General features: G+C 62.9%; 25 protein-coding genes. 19 read left to right on the top strand and 6 right to left on the bottom strand.

The genetic code is table 11. The annotated features are described in order from the left end of the window. Positions 1–18 precede the first annotated feature (18 nt). Positions 19–777 (bottom strand): SDR family NAD(P)-dependent oxidoreductase, encoded by a 759-nt coding sequence (locus JHL16_RS19245; RefSeq protein WP_200186466.1) that lies wholly within the window; start codon positions 775–777, stop codon positions 19–21. 154 nt (positions 778–931) lie between these two features. On the opposite strand from JHL16_RS19245, the gene JHL16_RS19240 reads away from it, so the two are divergent. The 8 genes from JHL16_RS19240 (at position 932) to JHL16_RS19205 (ending at position 6,745) form a co-directional block, all read left to right on the top strand. Further along, positions 932–1,834 carry a LysR family transcriptional regulator gene (locus tag JHL16_RS19240; RefSeq protein WP_200186465.1) on the top strand — a complete coding sequence of 301 codons (903 nt, stop codon included), beginning with the start codon at positions 932–934 and terminating at the stop codon, positions 1,832–1,834. Between the two features lie 139 nt (positions 1,835–1,973). Then, a complete protein-coding gene (locus tag JHL16_RS19235; protein ID WP_200186464.1) occupies positions 1,974–2,804 on the top strand; it encodes an oxidoreductase in 831 nt (276 codons plus the stop codon). Positions 2,805–2,817: 13 nt separating this feature from the next. Then, positions 2,818–3,132, top strand: a complete 315-nt coding sequence (locus JHL16_RS19230) for a putative quinol monooxygenase (protein ID WP_348647236.1) — start codon at positions 2,818–2,820, stop codon at positions 3,130–3,132. A gap of 32 nt (positions 3,133–3,164) precedes the next feature. After that, positions 3,165–3,899 carry an SDR family oxidoreductase gene (locus JHL16_RS19225; protein WP_200186463.1) on the top strand — a complete coding sequence of 245 codons (735 nt, stop codon included), beginning with the start codon at positions 3,165–3,167 and terminating at the stop codon, positions 3,897–3,899. A gap of 61 nt (positions 3,900–3,960) precedes the next feature. Beyond that, a complete protein-coding gene (locus tag JHL16_RS19220) occupies positions 3,961–4,254 on the top strand; it encodes an Atu4866 domain-containing protein (RefSeq protein WP_246771085.1) in 294 nt (97 codons plus the stop codon). Position 4,255: 1 nt separating this feature from the next. Continuing rightward, positions 4,256–5,545, top strand: a complete 1,290-nt coding sequence (locus tag JHL16_RS19215) for a carboxymuconolactone decarboxylase family protein (RefSeq protein WP_200186461.1) — start codon at positions 4,256–4,258, stop codon at positions 5,543–5,545. A 151-nt stretch (positions 5,546–5,696) separates the two neighbouring features. Next, complete coding sequence (locus JHL16_RS19210) at positions 5,697–6,320, top strand: hydrolase (protein ID WP_200187188.1); 624 nt, start codon at positions 5,697–5,699, stop codon at positions 6,318–6,320. A 2-nt stretch (positions 6,321–6,322) separates the two neighbouring features. Continuing rightward, complete coding sequence (locus JHL16_RS19205) at positions 6,323–6,745, top strand: ester cyclase (protein WP_200186460.1); 423 nt, start codon at positions 6,323–6,325, stop codon at positions 6,743–6,745. Here the strand turns inward: JHL16_RS19205 and JHL16_RS19200 are convergent. Further along, on the bottom strand, positions 6,742–7,353 hold the full coding sequence (locus JHL16_RS19200) for an NADPH-dependent F420 reductase (RefSeq protein ID WP_420884562.1): 612 nt from the start codon (positions 7,351–7,353) through the stop codon (positions 6,742–6,744). The two genes, JHL16_RS19205 and JHL16_RS19200, sit on opposite strands and share 4 nt — an antisense overlap. An 89-nt stretch (positions 7,354–7,442) precedes the next feature. On the opposite strand from JHL16_RS19200, the gene JHL16_RS19195 reads away from it, so the two are divergent. Together JHL16_RS19195 and JHL16_RS19190 are read left to right on the top strand one after the other, a co-directional pair. Then, positions 7,443–8,357 (top strand): LysR family transcriptional regulator, encoded by a 915-nt coding sequence (locus JHL16_RS19195; RefSeq protein WP_200186458.1) that lies wholly within the window; start codon positions 7,443–7,445, stop codon positions 8,355–8,357. Between the two features lie 121 nt (positions 8,358–8,478). Next, the gene (locus JHL16_RS19190) at positions 8,479–9,579 is read left to right on the top strand and encodes a hypothetical protein (protein WP_200186457.1); all 1,101 of its coding nucleotides are present in this window, start codon (positions 8,479–8,481) and stop codon (positions 9,577–9,579) included. Here JHL16_RS19190 and JHL16_RS19185 read toward each other — a convergent pair. Beyond that, positions 9,576–10,385: an NAD-dependent epimerase/dehydratase family protein gene (locus JHL16_RS19185; protein WP_200186456.1), complete on the bottom strand. Its 810-nt coding sequence runs from the start codon at positions 10,383–10,385 to the stop codon at positions 9,576–9,578. The genes JHL16_RS19190 and JHL16_RS19185 overlap by 4 nt on opposite strands. A 113-nt stretch (positions 10,386–10,498) precedes the next feature. Between JHL16_RS19185 and JHL16_RS19180 the strand changes: the two genes are divergently transcribed. Both JHL16_RS19180 and JHL16_RS19175 read left to right on the top strand, forming a co-directional pair. After that, positions 10,499–11,323 carry an amidohydrolase family protein gene (locus JHL16_RS19180; RefSeq protein WP_200186455.1) on the top strand — a complete coding sequence of 275 codons (825 nt, stop codon included), beginning with the start codon at positions 10,499–10,501 and terminating at the stop codon, positions 11,321–11,323. Positions 11,324–11,427: 104 nt separating this feature from the next. Beyond that, entirely contained in the window at positions 11,428–12,342 is a 915-nt protein-coding gene (locus JHL16_RS19175; protein WP_200186454.1) for a beta/alpha barrel domain-containing protein, read from the top strand. 4 nt (positions 12,343–12,346) lie between these two features. Here JHL16_RS19175 and JHL16_RS19170 read toward each other — a convergent pair whose 3' ends face one another. Further along, positions 12,347–13,099, bottom strand: a complete 753-nt coding sequence (locus tag JHL16_RS19170) for a FadR/GntR family transcriptional regulator (RefSeq protein WP_200186453.1) — start codon at positions 13,097–13,099, stop codon at positions 12,347–12,349. 223 nt (positions 13,100–13,322) lie between these two features. On the opposite strand from JHL16_RS19170, the gene JHL16_RS19165 reads away from it, so the two are divergent. Together JHL16_RS19165 and JHL16_RS19160 are read left to right on the top strand one after the other, a co-directional pair. Next, on the top strand, positions 13,323–13,796 hold the full coding sequence (locus tag JHL16_RS19165) for a RidA family protein (protein ID WP_137858453.1): 474 nt from the start codon (positions 13,323–13,325) through the stop codon (positions 13,794–13,796). Continuing rightward, positions 13,793–16,027 (top strand): oxidoreductase, encoded by a 2,235-nt coding sequence (locus tag JHL16_RS19160; protein ID WP_200186452.1) that lies wholly within the window; start codon positions 13,793–13,795, stop codon positions 16,025–16,027. The genes JHL16_RS19165 and JHL16_RS19160 overlap by 4 nt, the downstream gene beginning before the upstream one ends. Before the next feature lie 145 nt (positions 16,028–16,172). Here the strand turns inward: JHL16_RS19160 and JHL16_RS19155 are convergent, their stop codons facing one another. Together JHL16_RS19155 and JHL16_RS19150 are read right to left on the bottom strand one after the other, a co-directional pair. Beyond that, positions 16,173–16,889 (bottom strand): ribonuclease activity regulator RraA, encoded by a 717-nt coding sequence (locus tag JHL16_RS19155; RefSeq protein ID WP_200186451.1) that lies wholly within the window; start codon positions 16,887–16,889, stop codon positions 16,173–16,175. A 29-nt stretch (positions 16,890–16,918) separates the two neighbouring features. Continuing rightward, on the bottom strand, positions 16,919–18,235 hold the full coding sequence (locus JHL16_RS19150; RefSeq protein ID WP_200186450.1) for an amino acid deaminase: 1,317 nt from the start codon (positions 18,233–18,235) through the stop codon (positions 16,919–16,921). Positions 18,236–18,499: 264 nt separating this feature from the next. Between JHL16_RS19150 and JHL16_RS19145 the strand changes: the two genes are divergently transcribed. The 5 genes from JHL16_RS19145 (at position 18,500) to JHL16_RS19125 (ending at position 25,284) form a co-directional block, all read left to right on the top strand. Further along, the gene (locus tag JHL16_RS19145; protein ID WP_200186449.1) at positions 18,500–20,440 is read left to right on the top strand and encodes an ABC transporter substrate-binding protein; all 1,941 of its coding nucleotides are present in this window, start codon (positions 18,500–18,502) and stop codon (positions 20,438–20,440) included. 69 nt (positions 20,441–20,509) lie between these two features. Next, a complete protein-coding gene (locus tag JHL16_RS19140) occupies positions 20,510–21,496 on the top strand; it encodes an ABC transporter permease (protein ID WP_137858448.1) in 987 nt (328 codons plus the stop codon). Then, positions 21,486–22,643 (top strand): ABC transporter permease, encoded by a 1,158-nt coding sequence (locus tag JHL16_RS19135; RefSeq protein WP_200186448.1) that lies wholly within the window; start codon positions 21,486–21,488, stop codon positions 22,641–22,643. Before JHL16_RS19140 ends, JHL16_RS19135 begins: the two co-directional genes overlap by 11 nt. Then, positions 22,640–24,391: an ABC transporter ATP-binding protein gene (locus tag JHL16_RS19130; RefSeq protein WP_200186447.1), complete on the top strand. Its 1,752-nt coding sequence runs from the start codon at positions 22,640–22,642 to the stop codon at positions 24,389–24,391. The genes JHL16_RS19135 and JHL16_RS19130 overlap by 4 nt, the downstream gene beginning before the upstream one ends. Further along, positions 24,391–25,284, top strand: a complete 894-nt coding sequence (locus JHL16_RS19125; RefSeq protein ID WP_200186446.1) for an SMP-30/gluconolactonase/LRE family protein — start codon at positions 24,391–24,393, stop codon at positions 25,282–25,284. The genes JHL16_RS19130 and JHL16_RS19125 overlap by 1 nt, the downstream gene beginning before the upstream one ends. Positions 25,285–25,293 lie beyond the last annotated feature (9 nt).

Below are 25,293 nucleotides of genomic sequence, written 5' to 3'. Positions count from 1 at the left end.
ACTACCGGCGCCGGCCCATTAGCCGATCTTCACGCTCATGCCGCCATCGGCCATGACGACCGCGCCGACCATGAAGCTCGCCCGGTCGGAGGCCAGGAAAGCCACGAGTTCGGCGATCTCCCGCGCTTCGGCGGCGCGCCCGATCGGCGCCTTGCGGCCGTGATCGGCAAGGAATTCCGGTCCATTCGCCAGCTTGCCGGCCCAGATATTGGTGACCACATCGCCTGAGCCGATGGCATTGACGCGAATGCCGTGGTCGATCGCCTCGAGCGCCAAGGTGCGGGTGAGCTGCACCAGCGCGCCCTTGGACGCCGTATAGGCCGATATTTCCGGGAAGGCGAAATAAGCTGCATAGGAGGCGATGTTGACGATCGCACCCGACTTGTTCGGAATCATCGCCTTCATGGCCTCGCGTGAATGCAGGAATGCGCCGGTCACATTCACCGACATGATCGCCTCCCAATCGGCGCGGGTCATATCGACCACGAGCTTGTTCATGATGCGCGCGGCATTGTTCACCAATATGTCGAGCTTGCCGAAGCTCTCCTGCGCCAGGGCCACGGCCCTGACCGCGCTGTCTTCGCGCGAAACATCGGCGACGAAGGGCACCATGCCGGGCTTCGCCAGCGCCTCGACTTCCGGATTGATGTCCTCGGCCACCACCTTGGCGCCGCGGGCATGGAGAAGTTCCGCGATGGCGCGGCCGATGCCGCTGGCGGCGCCCGTCACGATGGCGACCTTGCCCTCCACTTCATTCACGATATTGACGTTCGACATGTTCGTCTCCTTGGCTGTTGTTGCGTCGGGCGCCGGCGGACGCCCCTTGGACACAGCAAAGCTAAGGAGGTGAGCTCTGGATATTAATCCGCTATAAGCCGAATGGCTTGTTTAGGCTGAGATACATAAAGCCATGATCGGTCGGGTAAGGTGAATGCGGGCCAATAGTAACAATGATCTCCGGGCATTTGTCGCGGTCGCCGAGCAGGGCAGCTTCTCCAAGGCGGCCGAGCAGCTTGGTTTGTCGCCCTCATCGCTCAGCCAGATCATTCGCAGCTTCGAGGAGCGCCTCGGCGTGCGGCTGCTGCACCGCACGACACGCAGCGTGGCGCTCACCGAAGCCGGCGAGCGCTTGCTGCTGCGTATCAGGCCGGCTTTGGCGGAGCTCGACGCGGCGCTGGCCGATGTCGGGCATTTTCGTGAGAATCCGGCGGGCATCGTGCGGGTCCGTTGCCTCAGGCATGCTTTCAGGAGGCATGTGGCGCCGATACTGGCCGAATTCCACCGCGCCTATCCCGACATCAAGCTCGATATTCTCATCGACGACACGATCACCGATCTCGTCGCCGGGGGCTTCGATGTCGGCTTCACCCTGGGTGAGGTGATCGAGAAAGACATGGTCGGCGTCCGTCTGGGTGGCGACATGCGCCAGATCGCCGTCGCGTCCCCCGATTATGTCGCCCGCCATGGCCGCCCCGAGACGCCGAAGGATCTGCTCCAGCACAAATGCCTGCGCTGGCGCTGGCCCGGCCGGGTGATGCCCTATAATTGGGAGTTCTTCACCGATGGCAGCTGGTTCGAGGTCGAGGTCGACGGACCGCTGATCCTCAGCGAGCATATGATGGTCATCGATGCGGCGCTCGAGGGCATGGGCATCGCCTTCTGGGTCGAGCAGGAATTGCGGCCGCTGATCGATGCGGGACGATTAGTTCCCTTGCTGGAGGACTTTTCGGCGCCGTTCCCGGGCTTCTATATCTGTTATCCCCAGCAGCGTCAGATGGCGCCGGCCTTGCGCGCCTTCATCGATTTCGTCAAGGCGCATGCCGTGAAAGCGTGAATCTCTTCGCCGCTGCGATTATGTGGCTGGACTGAAAAGCCCGTCCGGATTTCCGCCGATTATCATCGGCGCCATGCCTGCTTAATTTTCCCTTCGACAGGACGGAAGAAGTTTCCGTCGCAAACGAAGGGACAATCCCATGGCTCAGAAAATCTGGCTCATCACGGGCATCTCGCGCGGCCTCGGCCACGCGCTCGCCCAGGCGGTGCTCGACCGGGGCGATCTGGTGATCGGCACCACGCGCAATGGTGAGCCGCCCGCCGGACTGGGATGCGAGAGCCTGACCGTCCTGCCGCTCGAAATGGCAGATGAGCGGCAGATTGCCAGGCAAGTCGAAGTAGCTTTCGGCCGCCATGGCCGGCTCGACGTCATCGTCAACAATGCCGGCTATGGGTTGCTGGGTTCCGTCGAAAGTGCGAGCGAAGACGAGGTCAAGCAGGTCTTCACCGTCAATTTCTTCGGTCCGCTCGCTCTCATCAAGGCGGCTTTGCCGTTTCTGCGCGCCCAGAACAGCGGTCATATCGTCAATATTTCATCGGTCCAGGCCATCGCCTCTACTCCCGGTGCCGGCCTCTATGCGGCGACCAAGGCGGCGCTCGATGCGATGTCGCACAGCCTGGCGCAGGAAGTCGCGCCCTTTGGCATCTGGGTCAGCCTGGTGCAACCCGGAGCCTTCCGCACCGCGTTCCTGTCGGCTCATTCGGCGCGCCGGACAGCGCACAGCATCGATGACTATGCCGCCACCAGCGGCCGGGCGGTCGATGGGCTTCTGACCCGCAGTGGCCAACAACTGGGCGATCCCCGCCGCGGCGCCACAGCGATCATTGAAGCTGTGGATGCCGACGAACCGCCGCTCAACCTCCTGCTGGGCAGTGATGCGTTGACGCGCACCAAGGCCCGCCTCGACCGCTTCGATGAAGATATCAGGCGGTGGGAAAGCCTCACACTCAGCACCGACTTCCCCGGATAACCAGGAGATACCCGTGTCGAACGTGACCAATATCGCCTTCATTCGCGCCAAGGCGCGGCAATCGGAAGAGCTGGGCCGGCGGCTTCTCGCTCTCGTCGAGCCGTCGCGCCAGGAACCGGGTTGCATCAATTACGACCTGCACCGATCGGCTGACGATCCCGACAGCTGGTGCGTCTATGAAAACTGGCGCTCGGCCGGCGATCTCGCGGCGCATTTCGCCTTGCCGCATATGCAGGACTTCATCACGCGCGTCCCGGCGCTGGTTGAGGGCGAGCTCGATCTCCGGCGCTTCGCCATGATCTCGACCCCGGCGCCGTGGCGCTTCTGATCTCATCCATGAACACGAAAAAGGAATTCATCATGTCCGGTATCAAAGACAAAGTCGTCGCCATCACGGGTGCCTCGAGCGGCATCGGCGAGGCAGCCGCGCGGTTTCTCGCGGCAAAAGGGGCGCATGTCGTTCTCGGTGCAAGGCGCACCGACCGTCTCGAAGCCCTCGCCAAGGCCATTGCCGAAAAGGGCGGCTCGGTTCGTATCCGCGCGCTCGATGTCGTCAGCCTGGACGACATGAAAACCTTCATCGGATTCGCCAAGGCCGAATTCGGGCGCCTCGATGTTCTGGTGAACAATGCCGGCGTGATGCCGCTGTCGCCATTGGCCTCGCTCAAGGTCGATGAGTGGAACCGGATGATCGACGTCAATATCAAGGGCGTCCTGCACGGCATCGCCGCGGCGCTGCCGGGCATGGCGGCGCAAGGGTCGGGTCAGATCGTCAATCTCTCCTCGATCGGCGGCCATGCCGTGTCGCCGACGGCGGCGGTCTATTGCGCCACCAAATTCGCGGTCCGGGCGATCTCGGACGGGCTCAGGCAGGAGACCGACAAGATCCGCGTCACCGTCGTGTCGCCGGGCGTCACCGAATCCGAGCTTGCCGACAGCATTTCGGACGCGGCGGGCCGCGATGAAATGAAGGCGTTCCGCCGCATCGCCATCCCGGCCGATGCCATAGCGCGCGCCATCGCTTACGCCATCGAACAGCCGGACGAGGTCGATGTGAGCGAGATCATCGTCCGTCCCACCGCCAGCCCGTTCTGATCCCATGACACGGCACAAATTTCTCATGGCAGCGTGTCTGCTGACGGCGATGGCCTTGCTGATGCCGGCGCCCGCCAGCGCCGTTCAACCCACTACACAGAAGGAGGATATCATGACACAGCACCCCTATATCGGCATGTGGGTCACCGCCGACGGCCATATCCGCCAGGAGCTTCTGCCCAATGGCCGCTATGACGAGGCGCGCGGCACGCGCAAGAGCGCCTATCAGGGCCGCTATGAAGTGCGCGGCAATCACATCGACTATTGGGACGATGCCGGCTTCACCGCCGACGGCACCTTCGTGGAGAACGACGTCCTTCATCATGGCGGCATGATCTTCTATCGGGAGCGCTGACATGAGGACGCTCGACCGACGACGCACGATGCTGCTGGCTGCAGGCACGATCGCGGCAGGCCGCGAAGCTTCAGGGAATGAGATCATGACCGAAAATGAACGCTATACACGCGGGCTGGATGTCCTGCGTAAGATCGGTGGCGCCGATTTCGATGGGCCGATCAGCCGCCTTGCCCGGATATCGCCGGACATGGCGGGTTTCACCGTCACCTTTCCCTATGGCGACATTCTCTCGCGTCCCGGCCTCGATCTTCGGACGCGGCAGATCTGTACCGTGAGCGCGGTGATGGCGCTCGGATCGGCCCAGCCGCAACTGCGTTTCCATATGGATGGCCTGCTCAATGCCGGCGGAACGCCGGGCGATCTGGTGGAGCTCCTGATGCTCGCGACGGCGACACTGGGATTTCCGGTGGCGATCAACTCCATCGGTATCGTGCGGGAGATTTTTGCCGAGCGCGGTATCAAGATCGATGCAGCCGAGCCGGCCGGATCCGAGCCTGACCGCTTTGCCCGCGGACTCCGTTTCATTCAAGCCGAGCTGGGGGGTGATGCCGTGCGGCATCTCAGCCACCTGCGGAGCATCTCACCCGAACTGGCGCGCTGGACGGTGGAGTTCTTTTATGGCGACGTGGCGTCGAGACGAGGCATGGACGCCGCAACCAAACACCTGGCCATCGCCAGCATGCTGGCTGCGGCCGGCAACCGGACCGATGCGCTTGCAAGGCATCTGCGCGCCGCGCTGGCGAATGGCGCGACGGCAACGCACGCCACCGAGGCGATGATGCAGCTTTGCGTCTATGCCGGATTCCCGACTGCCCTCAACGCCTTCGCCGCGCTCGGCGCCGCGCTCACTCCGGCGAGTGGAGAGTCATTCGAGGACAAGGAGCTGTCGCTCGACGGGCTTCACCCGGAGGCTGATACGTTGCGCCGGCGGCGCGGCCTGGAGGCCCTGGCAAAGACATCCGGCGCGGTTGGCGAGGCTGTCGTCAACAGCTTCGACGACATCGCCCCCGAGATCGGCGCGATGATCGTCGATCATTCATATGGCGACATTTTCCATCGCCCGGGCATCGACGCCAAGACACGCGAACTCTCCGCCTGCGCCGCCCTGGCGGCGAAAGCGACCAAGAACGCCGAAACGCCCTTGCGAGTCCATATCAACGCGGCGCTGAATGTCGGCGCCAGTCGCGCGGAGATCATCGAGGTCTTGCTCAATCTGCTCCCTTATGTCGGCTATCCCGCGGTGCAGGATGCGATGGTCATCGCCGGCGAGGAATTCGCCAGGCGATGACAGCTTGCCGATCCTGTCGAACATTAGCTTCGATCATATCGGACTGTTGCGGATTACCCGACATGGTAGGCAGGTCGTTCATATCCACAGACGAGTATGGGAAAATAGCCGCGTGAAGACTTCGCCATCGACCAGGATCGGCCTCGACGCCATGTTGACGCCCGACAATTGCGTTCTGATGCTGATCGATCATCAGCCTTTTCAGGTCAGCGCCGTCAAGAACATCGACGCCGCCCTGATGATCAACAATGTCGTCGCTTTGGCCAAGTCGGCGAAGATATTCAACGTGCCGACATTGCTGACCAGCGTGGTGCAGGATCGCGGCGGCTATATCATCCGGCAATTGACCGATGTTTTTCCGGAGCAGACGCCGATCGACCGGACCACGATCAACACCTGGGAAGATCCGCGCTGCGTCGACTGGGTGAAGAAGACCGGTCGCAAGAAGATCGTGATGGCGGCTTTGTGGACGGAGATCTGCCTGGCCTTTCCGGTCATCCATGCTCTGGGTGACGGCTACGACGTCTATTTCGTGACCGATGCCTCGGGCGGCGTCAGCACGGAAGCCCATGAAATGGGCATCCAGCGCATGATCCAGGCCGGTGCGGTGCCGCTGACCTGGATGGTCTTCGCGTCAGAGCTGCAGCGCGACTGGGCGCGCGAGGACACGGCACGCAAAGTCTCCGAAGCCCTGCTCGATCATGGCGGCGCCAGTGCGACCAACCTTGCCTGGGAGCTGCAGCTGTTGAATAGTCGCCCGGGTAGCGGAGTCTGATCATGACAAGCAGCGAAGAAGCCAAGGCGATCGTCCGCCGCAATACCGAGGAGGTGCAGGGCAAGGGCGATTTCGTCCTTTTCGACCAGCTCTTCGCCGATGATTTCGTCGATCATACCCCGCAGCCCAATATGGTGCCGGACAAGGAGGGCGTGCGCGGCCTCTATCGGAGCTTACGCGAAGCCTTCCCGGATTTTCATGCCGTCATCCATTGGCAGGCGGCGGAGGGCGATCTGGTCACGACCTTCAAGACCTATCACGGCACCCATACGGGAACGTTCCTCGCCATCGCCCCGACTGGCCGGAAGATCCAGTTCGAAACCGTCGACGCTATGCGCGTCAGAAACGGCAAGATCAGCGAGCACTGGGGTGTCGCCAATCTCTATTCGCTTCTGCAGCAGCTAGGCGCTTTACCTCGGCGCTAGCCAGCCTTGATGAAGTTTTGCGCCACCAGCGGTGCGCCGAACTGCTGGAGGCGGCCCCCTTCGGCGAGCTTGCCGAGCAGGATCGGCGCGAATCCGAGCTTTTCGATCAAGCCCGCCACTTCTGCATTGGCGGCCGCATCGTCGCCGGAGACGAAAAGCACGCGCCGGCCTGGGCCTTCGATTGGATCCTGCGCCAGAATGGCGGCGGGCAGCGTATTGAAGGCCTTCACGACGCGAGCACCTTTCAATGCGGCCGCAACGATATCGCTCGACGGCCGCCCGCCAAGATCGCGCGGCGTGAAAGCGGGGTAGTCGATCGCATTGGTTGCGTCGATGACGATCCTCCCCTTCCAGTCCGCAACACCCGAAGTGACTGTGCCTATGGCATCATAGGGAACAGCCAGGAAGACGATGTCGGCGGCAAGGACCTCGGCAAGCGGCGCCGGTTTTACATGGGGCCTGAGCTCACGCACGAGATCGGCGAGCGACTCGGCGCCGCGTTTGTTGGCGATGAGGATATCAAGACCGGCGCGGGCAAATTGCCGGGCAACGGCCGCGCCGATGCGGCCTGAGCCGATGATCGAGTAGGTCATGTCGTTCTCCTGGATCAGAAAGTTGATGGTGATCCAATAGCTAGGCCGGGTGGACTAGGACGAAAAGCTGTATAAAGTGCAGCAAAACGTTCGAGGAAATAGAAATGAGCTCTGATCCCGGCACGCCGACGCTTGATCAGCTGCGGGTTTTTCTCACCGTGGTCGACCTCGGAAGTTTTGCCGCCGCGTCGCGCAAGCTCGGCCGGGCCACATCGGTGATCAGCTATTCCATCGCCAATCTCGAAGCGCAGCTCGGCGTGTCGCTGTTCGACCGTGAAACGACCCGCAAGCCGCAGCTGACGGAAGCCGGCCGTGCCGTATTGTCGGAGGCGCGCGGTGTGTGGAACGGCATCGACGGGCTGCGCGCCAAGGTCAAAGGACTTTTGCACGGTCTCGAGGCGGAGATCCATCTGGCGCTCGATGTCATGCTGCCGGCGGCGCGCATCGTCGACGCCCTGAAGGCGTTTCGGGAGGAATTCCCGACGGTGGCGCTTTCCCTCCATATGGAAGCGCTCGGCGCCGTCAGCCAGCTGGTGCTCGACCGGGTGGCGGCGATCGGGGTCAGCGGGCCGCTGCCGGGGGATGCCGGCGTGGCCGGCGTCGAGCGGATGGGCGTCGGATCGGTCACGCTCATTCCCGTGGCGGCGCCCGATCATCCGCTGGCCCGGAGCGGGGCGATCGATCCCGGCGAGGCGCGCCAGCACACGCAACTCGTCCTCACCGACCGCTCGCCTTTGACCCAGGGGCTCAATTTCGCGGTGCTCAGCCCCAGGACCTGGAAGCTCGCCGATCTCGGCTCCAAGCACATGCTGCTCCGGGAAGGCATCGGCTGGGGAAACATGCCGCTCCCGATGATCGAGGAAGACCTCGCTTCCGGGCGTCTCGTCCGCCTCGATCTGCCCGACATGACGGGTGGCGCCTACCGGTTCGATGCGATCTATCGCGCCGATGCGCCGCCCGGACCGGCCGGATCATGGCTCATCGCGCGCTTCCGGCAACAGGCCGAAGGTCTGACGTAAAGCCGGATGCGGGGCCGCAACTTTATTTTTCTGGACTGCTATTTTAAATTGAGTGACGGATTGCAATCTTCGGGAATCGCCTTGAGAATAAATTGTTCAACATCTCAACGGCGATCGTATCATGGAAGAAACGGCATTTCTCGCGCCTCATGGAAATTCAACTTTTGGTTTCAAACTGGCCGGCGATAGTTATGAGCCGGATGAAGATTTGCAGGCGCCGCCCGTCACGAAATGGATCCGGAACGGACGCTCCTTTGTCTTCGTCAGCCGCGCTGATCCAGCTGTTCATTTCTATGAGCCGCAGAGTGGGAAGCGCTGGTCGATTCCGCTTCCGCCGCGTTCGCAGCCTTTCGACCTGGCGGTCTGGCGGAACTGGCTCTTCGTCGCGGCTGGCGGGAAGACGCTGCTGGCAACCTCAGAGTGGGAGGCCGGAACGACATGGACATCGCTGCCTTGCGACAAGAACATCCACGCGCTGGCCATCCAACATGAAACCTTGATCGCCATCGATGACCTGGAATGGCTGCGTTATGAACTGACGCCTGGTGGCGCGAGTGAGTTATCCAGCATCGAGTTACCCCAGTACTCTTCCCACACCATAGAGGCGGCAGCCTATTGCGACGGCAAATTCGCTACTCTTTCGGGTCTGGTCTTTCACGGGCTGGTCGGAAAGTATGCCCGGATCCTATGTGGCTCGACATCTCAGGAACTGGGGCACGCCGGTACCGTAGAAGGGCACTTTGTATGGCGACACCGTTTTAGTTTTCCACCGCTGAAAGGCGCGCGAGACATCGCGATCTATCGTGATGTGCTCGTCATTGCCGCGGATAATCACGGGCTCATCACAACCAGGATGAGCGCCGAGCCAATGCCACTCTCCGAGTGTTTCAGCGGCGAATACTGTGGTGTATTGTACGATGGTTTCCGGCAATTATGGCCAGATCCCGCAAAACGCCGGCCGATCGTCCGAGTGCAAGCCTGCGATGAGCCGGCAGGATTCATCGTGACGTCGACAGAGCGTATCCAAGGCCGCAAAGTCACTCCTTGGGAGGCTGCTTCGAGTAAGAAACGGACGAGCGCAACCTCGCTTTTCCTCTCTTACGAGCAAGTGAACGACCTCATCAACTCGATACCGCCAGGCACAATACTGGGCGCACCGCTGAGCGAGAGATCGCGACGCGCCGAACTGCGCCGCGAAGCTGCCAAGGAAAATAAGGCCTAGCGCCGTTTGGGTGCGTAACCATCGGCGACGAAAACGCCGCCCTGATATTTGACCGCCGGATCGTTGAGATCACGCTTATCGCCATCAGGGATCAGTTTGGCGGCGAAGGTCTCGGCATTGTCCTGCGGGCGATAGTCGACATGGGGGGCGAGCTCATTGCTCCACCAGCGCCGGTCATTGTTCGATACGCCATAGAGAATGGTGCAGCCGAGCTTCGGGGCGTCGAAGCAGGCTTCGATCATGCGCAGGAGATCCTCATAGCTCTGCCAGGTCGAGAGCTGGCGCACGTCGGTCGGATCGGGCCTCGCCGTGCCGATGCGCAGGCAGGCGATGTCCATGCCGTATTTGTCGGCGAAGAAGCTCGCCAGGTCCTCGCCGAAGGCCTTGGACACGCCATAGAGCGAGTCCGGGCGCTGAGGGACACTGGCATCGAGGCGGTCATCGCGGGTGTAGAAGCCGATGGCGTGGTTGGAACTCGAATAGACGATGGGACCGGCATCATGCCGGCGCGCCGCCTCGAAGACATTATAGGTGCCGGCGATATTGGACTGGAGGATGCGGTCGAAGGTCGACTCATAAGAGATGCCGCCGAAATGGATGATCCGTCCGACGCCTTCCACCATGCGGTCCACCGCCGCCGCATCGGCGAGATCGGTGATGACGATCTCCTCGCCGGGCAGCGCCGGGCCGAATTCGACGACATCGGAGGAGCGTAGGCGCCCATATTTCTCAGCGAGCCGGGGCCTCAGCCAGCGGCCGAGAATCCCGGCGGCGCCGGTGAAGAGGGTCGGGCGGGTGTCGGTCATGGTGGAGAGATCCCGGTTTTTGTGATCTGGGCTTGGACAAACTTGTCAGGCGAGTTTATATGCTGGCCACCATCCTTCAAGATGTGACAAATCGCATCGTCCCCCGAGGCCCCATGATCGTCGATTCCCACCTGCATGTCTGGTCCAGCGATCCCATTGCCTATCCGTGGCAGCCGCTGCTCGCCCATGTGCCGCCGCCGACCTATGCCGCCCCGGTGGAAAGGCTGCTCGCCGATATGGCGCGCGCAGAGGTCGACAAGGCGATCCTGGTGCAGCCCAGCGTCTATGGCCGCGATCACAGCTATCTGATCGACAGCGTCAAGACGGCGCCCGACCGCTTTATCGGCGTCGGCCTCGTCGATCTGCGTTCGGCGACACCGCGGGAGGATTTCCTCGATCTCGTCGCCAAAGGGCTTGGCGGCGGCTTGCGCCTCAACACGATCCTGCGCGGCGATGTCACGAAGCTCGCCGGTCCCGACTATCAAGGCCTCTTCGATACTGTTGAGCATATGGGGGTTTCCGTCGCCTTTCAGATGGATATCGAGCAGGCGCCGGTGATCGCCCGGCTGGCGGCGCAGCATCGCTCGCTACCTTTGATCGTCGATTATCTGGGGCCGGAGATTCATGCGCGGACCGACGCGGCGCCCTATCTCGATCTTCTGGCGGGGCATCCCAATATCTATTTCAAGCTGCTCTGCACCGCGGAAGATACGAAGACCGCCTATCCATTTCCCGATGTCGTCGCCTTCTATCGGGAGGTTCTCGCCCGTTTCGGGGCGGAGCGCCTCATGTATGGCTCGGACTATCCGGGGGCCGCGAATATATGCAGTTACGAAAAGCTCATTCAATGGGGCGCGGATTTCCCGGGCCTCGGCGCGGCCGACAAGGAACTGGTCATGGGCGGGACAGCGGCGCGCCTGTTCGGTATTTCTGCATAAAAGACGTAAGACAAGTTTATGTCTTGGGTTGACTCATGCGCGGATGAGAGGCTAGGACTGAGGTCGCTTCTTGCAACCATCATCTCTGCGACGAGGAAAAGCCTGTGCATAGCGATCCGGGAAAATCGGTCGTGGCGGTACCGCCGCTGGCCCGCAACGCCGACCTGACCCTCAACATCAAAGCCAATGCGGCGCTCATCCGCCATCTCGAAGCGGGCGGCGTCTCGACGCTGATGTATGGCGGCAACGCCAATTTCTATCACCTGGGCTTGAGCGACTATCCGCGCGTGCTCGACATGCTGCTCGAGCTCGCCCAGCCTTCGAGCTGGATCATTCCCTCGGCCGGTCCCGATTTCGGCAAGCTCATGGATCAGGCGCGGTATCTACGCGAGCGGCCGTTCCCGACGGCGATGGTCCTGCCGGCCAGCGGGTTTGCGACCGATGCCGGCACCGCCGACGGTATCAGCCGTTTCGCCGATGCGTTGGGCAAGCCGGTCATCCTCTATCTCAAAGCGGAGAGCTATCTCTCGGTGGCTTCGGTGGCGCGGCTCTGTGACAAGGGCCTGGTCAGCGCCATCAAATATGCGATCGTGCGCGATGATCCGAGCCGCGATCCCTATCTGAGCCAGCTCGTCACGGCGGTCGACCGGTCGCGCATCATCAGCGGCATCGGCGAGCGGCCGGCGATCCAGCATTGGCGGCAATTCGGGCTTCGAGGCTTCACCTCGGGGTCGGTGGCGATCGCGCCCCGGCTGTCGAGCGCGCTGCTCGCGGCGCTCAAAGCGGAAGCCTATGACGAGGCCCAGCGCCTGCGCGAGATCTTCCTGCCCTTCGAGAATGAGCGCGACGGGATCAATCCGACGCGCGTGCTGCATGACGGGGTGACGCTTGCCGGCATCGCCGATATGGGGCCGATCCTGCCGCTTCTGTCCAATCTCGATGACGCCGAACGGGCACGGGTCGCTCCGGTGGCGCGCGAGTTGCAGATGCGTGACGCGGCGCTGGCAAAGGCTGCTTAGCCCGTTACGGCTCGATACTGTCGCTGAGGACGCGCAGCCGCGCATTGTCGATATGGGTGCGCATGGCGTTGCGGGCTTCTTCCGGCTCCTCGGCGGCGATCGCGGCGAGGATGCGGCTGTGCTCCTGCTGGACGAGCTGCAGGCGCCTCGTGCTTTGGCGCAGCGACAAGGTGCGGGCGAGCTCCATGCCGCGCAACGTATGCTCGGAGAGCACTTCCATCATCTGAACGAAAAGCTGGTTCTGGGCGGCGGCGCCGATCGCCACATGGAAAGCCTGATCCGCCTCGCTGCCGACCTCGCCCCGGGCAATGACTTTCTCGAGCTCGTCGAAAGCACGCTTCATGCGGTCGAGATCGGCCTCGGTGCGCCTTGTGGCGGCGAGAAAGGCCGCTTCGCCCTCGAGCCCGATGCGGAACTCCATGCAGCGCATCAGTCCGGCGATGTCGTCGATCGGCGCCAGGAGCGAGAAAGCCTGGTTGGGTCGGCGCTGCACGAAGGTGCCGGAGCCATGGCGTGAAATGACGACGCGATCGGCCTGCAGGCGCGACAGGGCTTCGCGCACCACCGGCCGCGACACGCTGTACAGCTCGCAGAGCTGGCTTTCCGACGGCAGCTTTTCGCCTTCGGGCAGAGCGCCGGAAACGATGCGGTCGAGGATCTGGCCATAAAGCTGGTCGGCAAGGCGCGATGGCCGGCTGGGTGACTGCACCTGCCAGTCCGCTTTACTGCGCGGCCTTTCGCTGGATTTGCGAGCCAAATCCCTGTCTCCCGTTTTTTACGTTCTGTCGCGCGTTGTTCGCGCCGGTTGCAACTCGTCCGTGTTTGCAGCATCGCCCGATCTTGTGCAAGTCCCCCAAAGGATGGCTTGCCCAAAGATGTCAGATAAGTTTACAATTACTGCGCCGTAACGCAAGATCGGGCCTCGCATAAGGGGCCGGGCTGCCGACGAACCCTCTATCACCGGACAGGAACTCCATAATATGAGCGTGAATTTCAAAGACCGCCTCGCCGCCCTCGGTGCGGAACTGCCGCCCGTCGCGAAGCCGGGTTCGGCCTTCTTTCTCCAGGCCGCGACAATGGGCAATCTCGTCTTCATGTCGGGACAGATCCCCCGGCGCGGCGACGAGATCATGTTCAAGGGCCGTCTCGGCGACACGCTCAGCAATGAAGACGGCTACAAGGCGGCGCGGCTGTGTGCGCTCAACCTCCTGGTCCAGCTCGAAGAGGCGCTCGACGGCCGCATCGACCGGGTGAAGCGCTTCCTGAAGCTCACCGTCTTCGTCAATGCCGCGCCGTCCTTCATCGATGCCTCGAGTGTCGCCAATGGCGCCTCGGAGCTGCTGATGGAAGTCTTCGGCGAGGCCGGCCGGCATGCGCGCAGCGCCATCGGTGTCGCTACTCTGCCGCGTGGCGTCGGCGTCGAAGTCGAAGCCATCGTGGAAATCGCGCCATGACCCAGGCACCGGCAGCCCACCCGACCGGCACGGCGCCGCGCCGGCGCGACCCGCGCTACGATCTCCTGTTCGAGCCGATCCGCATCGGCCCCAAGGTGATGAAGAACCGCTTCTACCAGGTGCCGCAATGCACCGGCGCCGGTCATCCGCGCCCCGGTTCGAATGCCGGCCATCGCGCCGTCAAGGCGGAAGGCGGCTGGGGCGGGCTGTCGACCGAATCCTGCTCGATCCATCCCGAGGTCAACCAGTCAACCTCGACCAACACGACGATGTGGGACGAGGGCGACGTCATCAACCATCGCCACATGGTGGACGAGGTCCATAAATGGGGGGCGCTCGCCGGCGTCGAGCTCGGCGCCGGTGGGGTCAAGGACAATCTGTGGAGCCGCTATGTGGCGGCCGCCTTCGACCGCTTTCCGTCCGGCGGTACACCCAAGGTCTATACCTATGCCGCGACCGAGGAAGACATCGCCCGCATCATGCAGATGTATGAGGATGCGGCACGGCGCGCCAAGGATGCCGGCTTCGACATTCTCTATATTCACGGTGCCGCCGGCGTTTTCCCGGTGCATGCTCTGTCGCGCCATTTCAACCGCCGTACCGACGGATATGGTGGCTCGTTCGAAAATCGCGCCCGCTTCTGGGTCGAGGCGCTGGAACGGCTGAAGAAAGTCGCGGGCGATGACTGCGCGGTGGCGACGCGTATCTCGATCGACGACCTCGCCGGTCCTTGGGGGCTGGAGCTTCGCGATGAGGGCCTCGCTTTCGTCGAGTACATCACCAAGCTCGGCCTCGTCGACATGTGGGACATCATCATCGGCGGCTCGGGCGAGGATATGTGGGGCGAGGATTCCGGTCCCTCGCGCTTCTACAAATCGAACCACCAGTCGCCGTGGAACGCCGAAGTCAAACGCATCGCCAAGGTGCCGGTGGTGGGAGTCGGACGCTTCACCGAGCCCGACGAAATGGTGCGGGTGATCCGCTCGGGCCAGCTCGACATCATCGGCGCGGCGCGGCCCTCGATCGCCGATCCCTGGCTGCCGCGCAAGATCGACGAAGGTCGCGTCGAGGACATCTGCGAATGCATCGGCTGCAATGCCTGCGTCTCGCGCTTCAACCTCAACAACATGATCATCTGCACGCAGAATCCGACGGCGCTCGAGGAATATCGGCGCGGCTGGCATCCGGAGCGCTTCGAGCCCACGCCCAATCCCGAAATGGTGCTGGTGGTGGGCGCGGGTCCTTCCGGTCTCGAATGCGCCCGCGTGCTGGGCAAGCGCGGCTATGAGGTGCATCTCGTCGAGGCGAAGGAACAGCTCGGCGGCCATCTGCGCGACGTCGTGCGGCTGCCCGGTCTCGCCGAATGGGGCCGCGTCTATGACTATCGCGAGAGCCAGATCGCGCGCATGCCCAATGTGACGGTGATGCGCGGCACCGGCCTCGTCACGGCGGAAGACATCCTTGATTACGGCGCGCGGCGCGTCGTGCTGGCGACGGGCGCCCGCTGGGCCGGCAACGGGCTCGGCGCCAGCGGGCCCGACACAATTCCAGGCATCGACGCGGCGCTCGATCATTTCGTCACGCCGGAGCAGTTCTTCGCCGGCAAGGCGATCGGCGAGCGCGTCGTGGTGCTCGATTCGGACGGGTATTTCATGGCCATCAGCATCGCCGAGGTTCTTGCCGACCAGGGCAAGCAGGTGACTCTGGTGACGCATCTCGAAACCGTCGCGCCGATGACGGCGCTCACGCTCGAAGGCTACAATCTGCGCCGCATGCTGCGCGAGAAGGGCATCAAGGAGCGCACCGGCCATTGGGTCGACAAGGTCGATAAGGCGGGCAATGGCGTCGAGGTTGTGCTTTATGACCGCTATCGCGACGGCTCGCGGCGCACCACCACGCCCCAGACTGGCGTCTATCCGCGCCGGCTCGGCGATGCGGTCGAAATCCTCGATTGCGACAGCGTGATCCTGTGCACGTCGCGCGAAGCGAAGACCGAGCTTTATGATGGCGTGATGGCGCTCAAGCCGCGCTGGCAGGACGCCGGCCTCGAAACGGTGGTGCGCTCAGGCGATTGCCTGGCGCCGCGCTACTTGGCGGACGCAATCTTCGACGGTCACCGGATCGCGCGTGAATTCGAGAGCGTCAATCCGGAGCGACCGAAAGCGATCATCCGCGAAAGGCAGATCTGGGGCCACGAGACTTTCCCGAAGCTTGGTGATCACGTGGTGTGAGGCGCCCCCGTCATTTTTCAATAGTGTCACCCCGGCGAAAGCCGGGGCCCATTGAATAAGCGCAAGCTGGGCAGCGATGGTCGCGTGGATGGCGTTTATTGGGTCCCGGCTTTCGCCGGGATGACGGAGGTAGTGTTGAACTCTGTCAGCGCTGCTTCTTCCACGCCTCGAACTGCGCCAGCGTCTCGGCATTGGGCGGATAGAGACCGAAGGTCGACTGCCCGGCGAGAACACGTTCGGTGACGAAGTCCTCCATCAGCGTCTGTTCTTTGCCCTGTTTTGCCACCTCGTCGGCGAGATGGCGTGGAATGACCACCACGCCCTCGCGGTCGCCGACGATGATATCGCCCGGATAGACCGGCACATCGCCGCAGCCGATCGGCACATTGATGTCGACCGCATGATGACGCGTCAGATTGGTGGGGGCGGAGCGGCCGCCGCAATAGACCGGATAATCCAAGGCTTCGATGGTGGGCGAATCGCGCAAGCCGCCATCGGTGACGACGCCCGCGGCGCCCTTCATCATCGTGCGGGTGACGAGAATGCTTCCGGCGCCGGCGGCGCGGATATCCTGGCGGCAGTCAATGACCAGCACATGGCCCGAAGGGATGGTCTCGACCGCCTTGCGCTGCGGATGGTTGCGGTCTTCGAAGACGGCCGACACATCGATGTCCTCGCGCGCCGGGATATAGCGCAGCGTGAAGGCTTCACCGACCATGGACGGGCCGCCAGTGGTCAGCCGGTACACCTTCTGCATGAAGGTGTTGCGCAAGCCGCGTGCCATCAACTGCGAGGTCAGCGTGGCAGTGCTGATCTCAGCCAGCAGGCTGCGGGTTTCGGGGGAAAGGGGTTCGGGGCTCATCGTGAGGCTTCCTGGTTGCTGAGATCTGATCAGAAGAAAGTGCGGATGGCCGAGACGACATTGTAGTCATCGTCGACGACGGAGATCACCTGCCATTTGTCGAAAGTGGTGCAGGGATGCGAGATGCCGAAGGCCACCATGTCGCCGACGGCGAGTGGGCTCGTGTCCGGGATCTTGAGGTGGCAGTGCTGGTCGTTGAGCCCGGTCACGACGTGATCGGGCCCGATCGGGCGCAGATCGGCGGCGGTGACGCCAGGGCCTGGGCGCAACCATTTCAGCGGTGTCGGCATAGCCGAATCGAAGGAGATGTCACGTCGTCCGACGGTGAGAAGAGCCTTGCCGGGCTCCGGGCGCGATTGCACATAGGCCCAGACTTCGAGGGCCGCCTGGGGGCCGGGGCCCAGATCGTCGACCCAGCCATTGCGGGCCCGCAGCTGCTCGAAATGCGCCACGTAGCTCGCCGAATCATGGGTGATGTAGCAGCCGCAGCGCAGCACGACGCGGATCGGGCGCGACATCTTCGCCGCACCGAAATGCCGGGTCACCAGATCGTAGAAGACGGTGCCGCCGGCGGTCAGGATGATTTCGCCGTCGCCGAACAGATCCTCACGGTCGCAGCCCAGAGCGATGTCGAGAAGGAAAGTAAGAAAGCCGTCGACCACCTTGGCCGATTCATCGGGCGCGGGCCGGCGCAGCAGGCCTTCATAGCCGCCGACGCCGCGCAAGGAGAGATAGGGAGTGGCGGCCTTGACGGCGCGCGCCACCGCGAGCGCTTCTTCGAGCGTGCGGCAGCCGGTGCGGCCGCCGGCAAAACCGCCTTCGATGATCACCTGGATGGGGCGATCGAGCTTGCCGTCACGCGCGACGGCGCTGAGCTGGCGGACGAGGTCGACCGAATCGACGAAGCAATAGAAATCGAATTGCTTGTGGCGCTTGAGCTCCTCGACGATGTAGCGCTGCGACTTGGCGCCGACCGGCTGGTTGGCGAGGAGAAGGCGCTGGAATCCGAATTGCCGCGCCACCTGCAGCTGCTCGACCGATCCGATGGTGATCGCCCAGGCGCCATCCTTCACCTGGCGGGCGAAGAGCTGCGGGCTCATCGTCGTCTTGCCGTGCGGCGCGATGTCGGCGCCGGTTGCCTCGAGATAACGCCGCATCCAGGCGCTGTTATGTGCGATGGCGCTTTCGCGCATCACCGCTGCCGGCAAGGGCAGGTCTTCGCGCAGCACATTCCAGCCGCGTTTGCCGATATCTCTGAGCGCTATGGGCGAGAGATCGCCCGGCATGCCCTTCACCGTCCGGTCGAGTGCAAAGGCCTCGATGGCGGTCAAATCGATGGTGGTCATTGGTCTTCGCACCGTTCCTGCGGATGTTTCCTCCAACTTGTCTTACATCTTTGTCCCTTCGAGATTCAACGATTTTCCAGCAAGGCACTCCGGAAATGTACAAAATGTGGCAGAAACGCCCAATTTCCGGGAGTGATATGTTAGTCGGCCAGGTTCTCAAAAGATGACTGACAAGTTGATGATTTCTTGACAGTCAGTCGCCGACATGTAAGCGTACCCGCCGCACTGTCGAATTCCACAATAAATAACCAGGGAGGACTACCAGTGAGGAGTTCCGGGACAACCCGACCAAAAATAAGCGGCCTGCTTGCCGCCTTCGGCGCGCTCTGCCTCGGCACGACCGCGGCCTTGGCGGTCGAATACAAGCAGGCGCCGATGCTCGACGAGCTCGTAAAGGCCGGCACCTTGCCGCCGGTCGCCGAAAGACTGCCGAAAGATCCGCGCGTCGTCACGCCGGTCGAGAAGGTCGGCAAATATGGCGGTACCTGGCGCTCCGGCATGGTCGGCGGCTCCGACCGCAACTGGCTCTTCCGCATGGCGGGCTACGAACCGCTGCTCGCCTGGGACCGCGAATGGAGCGGCAAGGTGATCCCCAATCTCGCGGCCGAAATCACCAACAGCGCCGACGCCAAGGAATATACGATCAGGCTGCGCGACGGCCTGAAATGGTCGGACGGCAAGCCCTTCACCAGCGACGATATTGGCTTCTTCATCAATGACATCGCCGGCAACAAGGAATTGCTGGCGAATGGCGTCGACTGGCTGATGAGCGGCGGCGAGGCGGGCAAGTTCGAGAAGATCGACGACAAGACCTTCAAGATCACGTTCAAAGAGCCCTATGGCGTGTTCCCGCAGAAGCTCGCCAGCGTCTATGGCGTGCAGATGACGATGATGGCGAAGCATTATTGCTCGCAGTTCCAGCCGACCTATAACAAGGACGGCCTGGACGCGCTGATCAAGGAAGCCGGGGTCGCCAACTGGACGGAGCTGTTCATCAAGAAATGCGCCGTCGACACCGAAGCCAATGAACGCTGGCAGAATCCCGACCGGCCGACCATGGAGCCCTGGGTCATCAAGGACCCCTATATCGGCGGCGCCACGCTCGTGACGCTCAAGCGCAATCCCTATTATTTCAAGGTCGATCCGGAGGGCAACCAGCTTCCCTATATCGACGATCTGAGCGTTTCGGTGAATGCCGACAAGCAGACGCTGGTGCTCAAGGTGGTGAATGGCGAGATCGACTATCAGGATCGCCATGTGAACGCCAACGCCAACCGCGCGGTATTTGCCGATGCGGCGGAGAAGGCGCAGATCCATCTCTCCGATGGGCCTAATGCCGACATGAACACGACGATCATCTCCTTCAACCTGACCCATAAGGATCCGGTGAAGCATGAGATCTTCAACAACAAGGACTTCCGTATCGGCCTCAGCTACGCCATCGACCGGCAGGCGATCATCGATGCCGCCTTTGTCGGGCAGGGTGAACCGTGGCAGGCGGCGCCGCGCAAGGAGTCACCCTATTACAATGAGCGGCTCGCCAAGCAATATACGGAATACGACGTCGCCAAGGCGAACGAGCATCTCGACAAGGCCTTCCCCAAGAAGGACAGCGAGGGCTTCCGTCTCGGACCGGACGGCAAGCGGATCACCTTCAACATCATGGTTATCCCGGCGCTCGGCGACTTCCTCGACTCGACCCAGCTCACGGCCCAATACTGGCAGGCGGTCGGCGTCGATGCGAAGGTGCAGACCGTCGACCGCACGCTGTTCTACGACCGCAAGGATGCCAATGAGCATGATGCGGCCGTGTTCCTCGGCAGCGGCGGCATGGGTGACGCGCTGTTCGAGCCGACCTTCTACTTCCCGTTCTGGAACGAAACCCTGTTCGCGGTGCCGTGGGGCAATTGGTACGCCTCGGGCGGCAAAGCGGGCGAGGAGCCCTCGGCTGCGGCCAAGAAGCAGATGGACCTCTATCGCGAGATCCTGCGCTCGGCGGACGTGTCCAAGCAGAACGAACTGATGCAGCAGCTGCTCAATATCGCGGCGGACGAGTTCTATGCGATCGGTATCAATTCGCCGGGCCCGCTGTTCGCCGCGGTCAAGAACAACCTGCACAATGTCTATCCGCGGCCGTTCGCCTGGACCTATCCGAGCCCGGTGGCCAGCAATACGGAGCAGTATTACTTCGACCCGCCGCGCTGATATCGGCATAGAATGACACCGGCCGGTGCTTCGCATCGGCCGGTGCCCTCGTTTCAAGATTGTTTGGTCATGCTCGGTTTTATTCTCCGCCGCCTGCTCTGGATGTTTCCATCGTTCTTCGCGGTGACCGTTGTCGCTTTCGTGATCATCCAATTGCCGCCGGGCGACTTCGTCACCAGCTATGCGGCGGACCTGGCAACATCGGGCTCGCCGGCGGATAGCGCCACGCTCGATGCGCTGCGCCTGCGCTATGGCCTCGACCAACCGATGGTCGTCCAGTATTTCACCTGGGTCGGCAATGCGCTCAAGGGCGATCTCGGCATGAGCTTCGAATACCGCTCGCCCGTTTCCGACATCATCTGGGACCGGCTCGGCATGACGACGCTGGTCGCCTTCTGCACCCTCGCTTTCGTGTGGCTCGTCGCCTTCCCGGTCGGCATCTTCTCCGCCGTGCGCCAATACAGCATCGGCGATTATGTCGTCACCTTCCTCAGTTTCCTCGGCATGGCGACGCCGAGCTTCCTGCTTGCCCTCGTCGTCATGTATCTCTCGGTCGAATTCCTCGGCTATTCGGTCGGCGGGCTGTTCTCGCCGGATTTCGTCAACGCGCCCTGGAGCTTTGCGAGAGTCATCGACCTCGTGCAGCATCTGTGGATCCCGGTGGTCGTGCTGGGGGTCGCCGGCATTGCAGCCCTGGTGCGCATCATGCGCGCCAACCTGCTCGACGAGCTCGGCAAGCCCTATGTCGAAACCGGCCGCGCCAAGGGCCTGCCGGAGACGACCCTCATCCTGCGCTACCCGACCCGCGTCGCGCTCAATCCCTTCATCTCGACGGTCGGATGGGTGCTGCCGGTGCTGGTTTCGGGCGACGTCATCGTGTCGAGTGTGCTGAGCTTGCCGACCTCGGGGCCGATCCTGATCCAGGCGCTCAAGACGCAGGACATGTATCTGGGCGGCGCGCTCATCATGTTCCAATGCGTCCTCGTCCTCATCGGCACGCTGTTGTCCGATATCCTCCTCGCTTTCGTCGATCCGCGTATCCGTTATGACAACTAGTCCCGCCACTGTGCCCGAAGCCGAGACGCCCGCCGTCGCCGCGGTGGCGCCGCAACGCGATTCCGCATCGCAATGGCGCTTGATGTGGTGGCAGTTCCGCCGCCACCGCCTCGCCATGGCGAGCACCTATGTGCTCGTGTTCATCGCCATCGTCGGCATATTCTGCGAGTTCCTGGCACCGTTCTCGCCCAACGCTTTCACGCCGCGTTATACCTATGCGCCGCCGCAGCGGCTGCATTTCTTCGACCGTGACGAGGCGGGCAGCCTGGTGTTCCGTCCCTATGTGAACGGCTACAAGGTCACGATCGAGCAGACGGCGCTGCGCCGCGTCTTCACTGTCGACGAGACTGTGAAATACCCGGTCGGGCTCTTCGTCAAATCCGATCCCTATCCGATGTGGGGCGGGCTCTTCACGCTCGAAACCAAGCTCTTCGGGCCGGTCAAGAAGGGCGATCCGATGTTCCTGCTCGGCGCCGACCGGCTCGGCCGCGACATGTTGAGCCGTATCACCTACGGCACCCGCATCTCGATGTCGATCGGCCTGGTCGGCGTGGCGCTGAGCCTGGTGCTCGGCATCATCCTCGGCGGCATATCGGGCTACAAGGGCGGCATGATCGACAATGTCATCCAGCGCGTCATCGAATTCATCCTGTCCTTGCCGACGACGCCTTTGTGGCTCGGCCTCGCCGCGGCGATGCCGAACAACTGGCCGCCTCTGCGCATCTATTTCGCCATCACGCTGATCCTGTCGCTCATCGGCTGGACCAATCTGGCGCGCGTCATCCGCGGCCGCTTCCTGTCGCTGCGCACGGAGGACTTCGTCACCGCGGCGCGTCTCGATGGGGCGAGCGAACCACGCATCATCTTCCGCCATATGGCGCCGTCCTTCGTCAGCCACATCATCGCCGAGGTCAGCCTTGCCATCCCGGCTATGATCCTGGCCGAGACGGCCTTGAGTTTTCTCGGCCTCGGCCTGCAGCCGCCGATCGTGAGCTGGGGCGTTCTGCTGCAAGAGGCGCAGAATATCCGCTCGATCGTCACCGCGCCCTGGCTTTTCGCACCGGGCGTTGCGGTGGTGATCGCCGTGCTGGCCCTCAATTTCGTCGGCGATGGCTTGCGCGATGCCGCGGATCCCTACCGGCAATGACGTCCGTTCCCCCGATGCCTCCCCAAGCAAATGATGTGGTCGTCGAAGTAAAGGACCTCTCGACCTGGTTCGATACCGGCAAACAGGTGATCAAGGCGGTCGAAAGTCTGAACCTGACGCTCAGGCGTGGCCGGACCCATTGCATCGTCGGCGAAAGCGGCAGCGGCAAGAGCATCACTGCGCGCTCGATCCTCAATATCGTTCCGAAGCCCGGGCGCATCATGAAAGGGCAGGTGCTGCTGCATGGCGCCGGTACCGGCCGCGACGTGATCGATCTTGCCGCGCTCGATCCCAAGGGACGGCAGATCCGTTCGGTGCGCGGGCGCGACATCAGCATGATCTTCCAGGAGCCGATGTCGAGCCTGAGCCCGGTGCATACGATCGGCCAGCAGATCATGGAGACCATCCAGCTGCACCGGCGCATCGGCAAAAAGGAAGCGCGTGAGCGCGCCATCGAGGTCCTGGCGCAAGTGAAGATCCCGCGTCCCGAGCGCAGCATCGACGCCTATCCGTTCGAATTCTCGGGCGGCATGCGCCAGCGCGCGATGACGGCGATGGCGCTGATCTGCGAGCCCAAGCTCGTCATCGCCGATGAGCCGACGACGGCGCTCGACGTCACCACCCAGGCCGAGATCCTCGATCTGATGAAAGGCCTGCAGCAGCGTCACGGCATGGCGCTGATGTTCATCACTCATGATATGGGTGTCGTCGCCGAGATCGCCGACGATGTGACCGTGATGTATATGGGCGAAGTGGTCGAGCACGGCCCGGTGAACGATATCTTCTTCGCGCCGAAACACCCTTATACGCAGCGGCTTCTGGCCTCGGTCAGGGCGCTCGAGCGGCGCTCGCACCGCGCCGGTCCGGCCCCTAAGCTCTCGAATGACGATGCAATATTGGAAGTCTCCAATGTCTCGATGAATTTCGAGGCGCGGCGGCGCTTCTTCAGCCGCACCCCGAAGGAGCCGCCGGTCAAGGCGCTGGATGATGTGAGCTTCACGCTCAAGCGCGGCGAGGTCCTGGGCATCGTCGGCGAAAGCGGCTCCGGCAAGACGACGCTCGGGCGCTGCGTCCTGCGCGTCCTCGATCCAAGTTCAGGGCGCATCGTCTTCAAGGGGCGCGACGCCGAGCCGGTCGATCTCGCGGCGCTGCCGAAATCGGCGGTCAAGCCTTATTGGCGCAAGATGCGGATGATCTTCCAGGATCCGTTCTCCTCGCTCAACCCGCGCATGACCGTTTTCCAGGTGATTGCCGAGCCCTTGCTCAATCACGGGATGACCGACAGGCGTGCGCTCGAAACCGAGGTGGCGGGACTTCTGGAGCGTGTCGGCCTGCCGCGCGAGGCCATGTGGCGTTATCCACATGCCTTCAGCGGCGGCCAGCGCCAGCGCATCGGCATCGCCCGCACCATCGCGCTCAGGCCCGAGCTCATCGTCGCCGACGAGGCCACCTCGGCGCTTGACGTTTCGCTGCGCGCCCATATGCTCGATCTCCTGCTCGGCCTGTGCCGCGAGTTCGATATGAGCTTCATCTTCATCGGCCATGACATCGGGGTGATCCGCTATATGTGCGACCGGGTGGCGGTCATGCATCGCGGCCGCATCGTCGAGATCGGCGACACCGACACGGTATGCGACCGGCCGAGCCACGCCTATACGCGCTCGCTGATCTCGGCGATCCCGAAGCCCGACCCGCGCCTGCGCGGCAAGACCCAGCGCATCCGTTATGCAAGCGAGGTCGAGGGCTGATGGCGGGCGCGCGCAAGCCCGAGGTCGACTGCGTGCTCGACATCAGGGCCGAGCTCGGCGAATGCCCGGTCTGGTGCGGCGAGGAGAAAGCCCTCTACTGGATCGACATCTATACCGGACGTCTCAACCGTTTCGAGCCCGAGACGGGCGTCAACCGGATCTGGGCCTTGTCCGAGCCGATCGGCTCCTTCGCGCTGACCGACGATGGCAGTGTGCTGGTAGCGCTCAAATCCGGCCTGGCGCGCTTCGATCTCCGGACCGGACAAACGACGCCGCTGGTCCAGCCGGAAGTGCATCTCCCGAATAACCGTGTGAATGACGGGCGCTGCGACCGTCAGGGCCGCTTCTGGGTCGGCAGCATGGAGGACCCGGTCGATCCGTCGGGACCGAAAGGCTCGCTCTATCGATTCGACGGCGACCAGCGCTGCACGCGCATGACGGGCGGACTTTTCGTCGCCAACGGGCTCGCCTTCAGCCCCAACGGGCGCACGCTTTATCATTCCGACAGCTTCAAGGCGGTGCGTACCATCTGGGCCTGGGATCTCGATCCCGATGACGGCCAGATCCACAACCGGCGCGTCTTCGTCGACACATCGGGCATGCCGGGGCGCCCCGATGGCGGCGCCGTCGATGCCGATGGCTGCTACTGGATGGCCGGCAATGACGGCTGGGAGATCGTCCGCTTCACGCCGGAGGGTATCGTCGACCGCCGCATCGCGCTGCCGGTCGCCAAGCCGAGCATGCTCGCTTTCGGCGGCGACAGGCTCGACATTATCTATGTGACCTCGATCCGCCCCAGTGCCGGGCTCGAAAACCAGCCGCAGGCCGGTAGCCTGTTCGCGGTCAGGGCTGGCGTCACCGGCCTGCCGGAGCCGCGCTTCAAGTGGCGGTAGATATCGTTC

Origin of the sequence: Taklimakanibacter albus, assembly GCF_016595235.1 — a bacterium.
GTDB lineage: Bacteria > Pseudomonadota > Alphaproteobacteria > Rhizobiales > Aestuariivirgaceae > Taklimakanibacter > Taklimakanibacter albus.
Note: the sequence above shows the minus strand (reverse complement) of the source record. Positions and strands in the feature narration are given on the sequence as shown.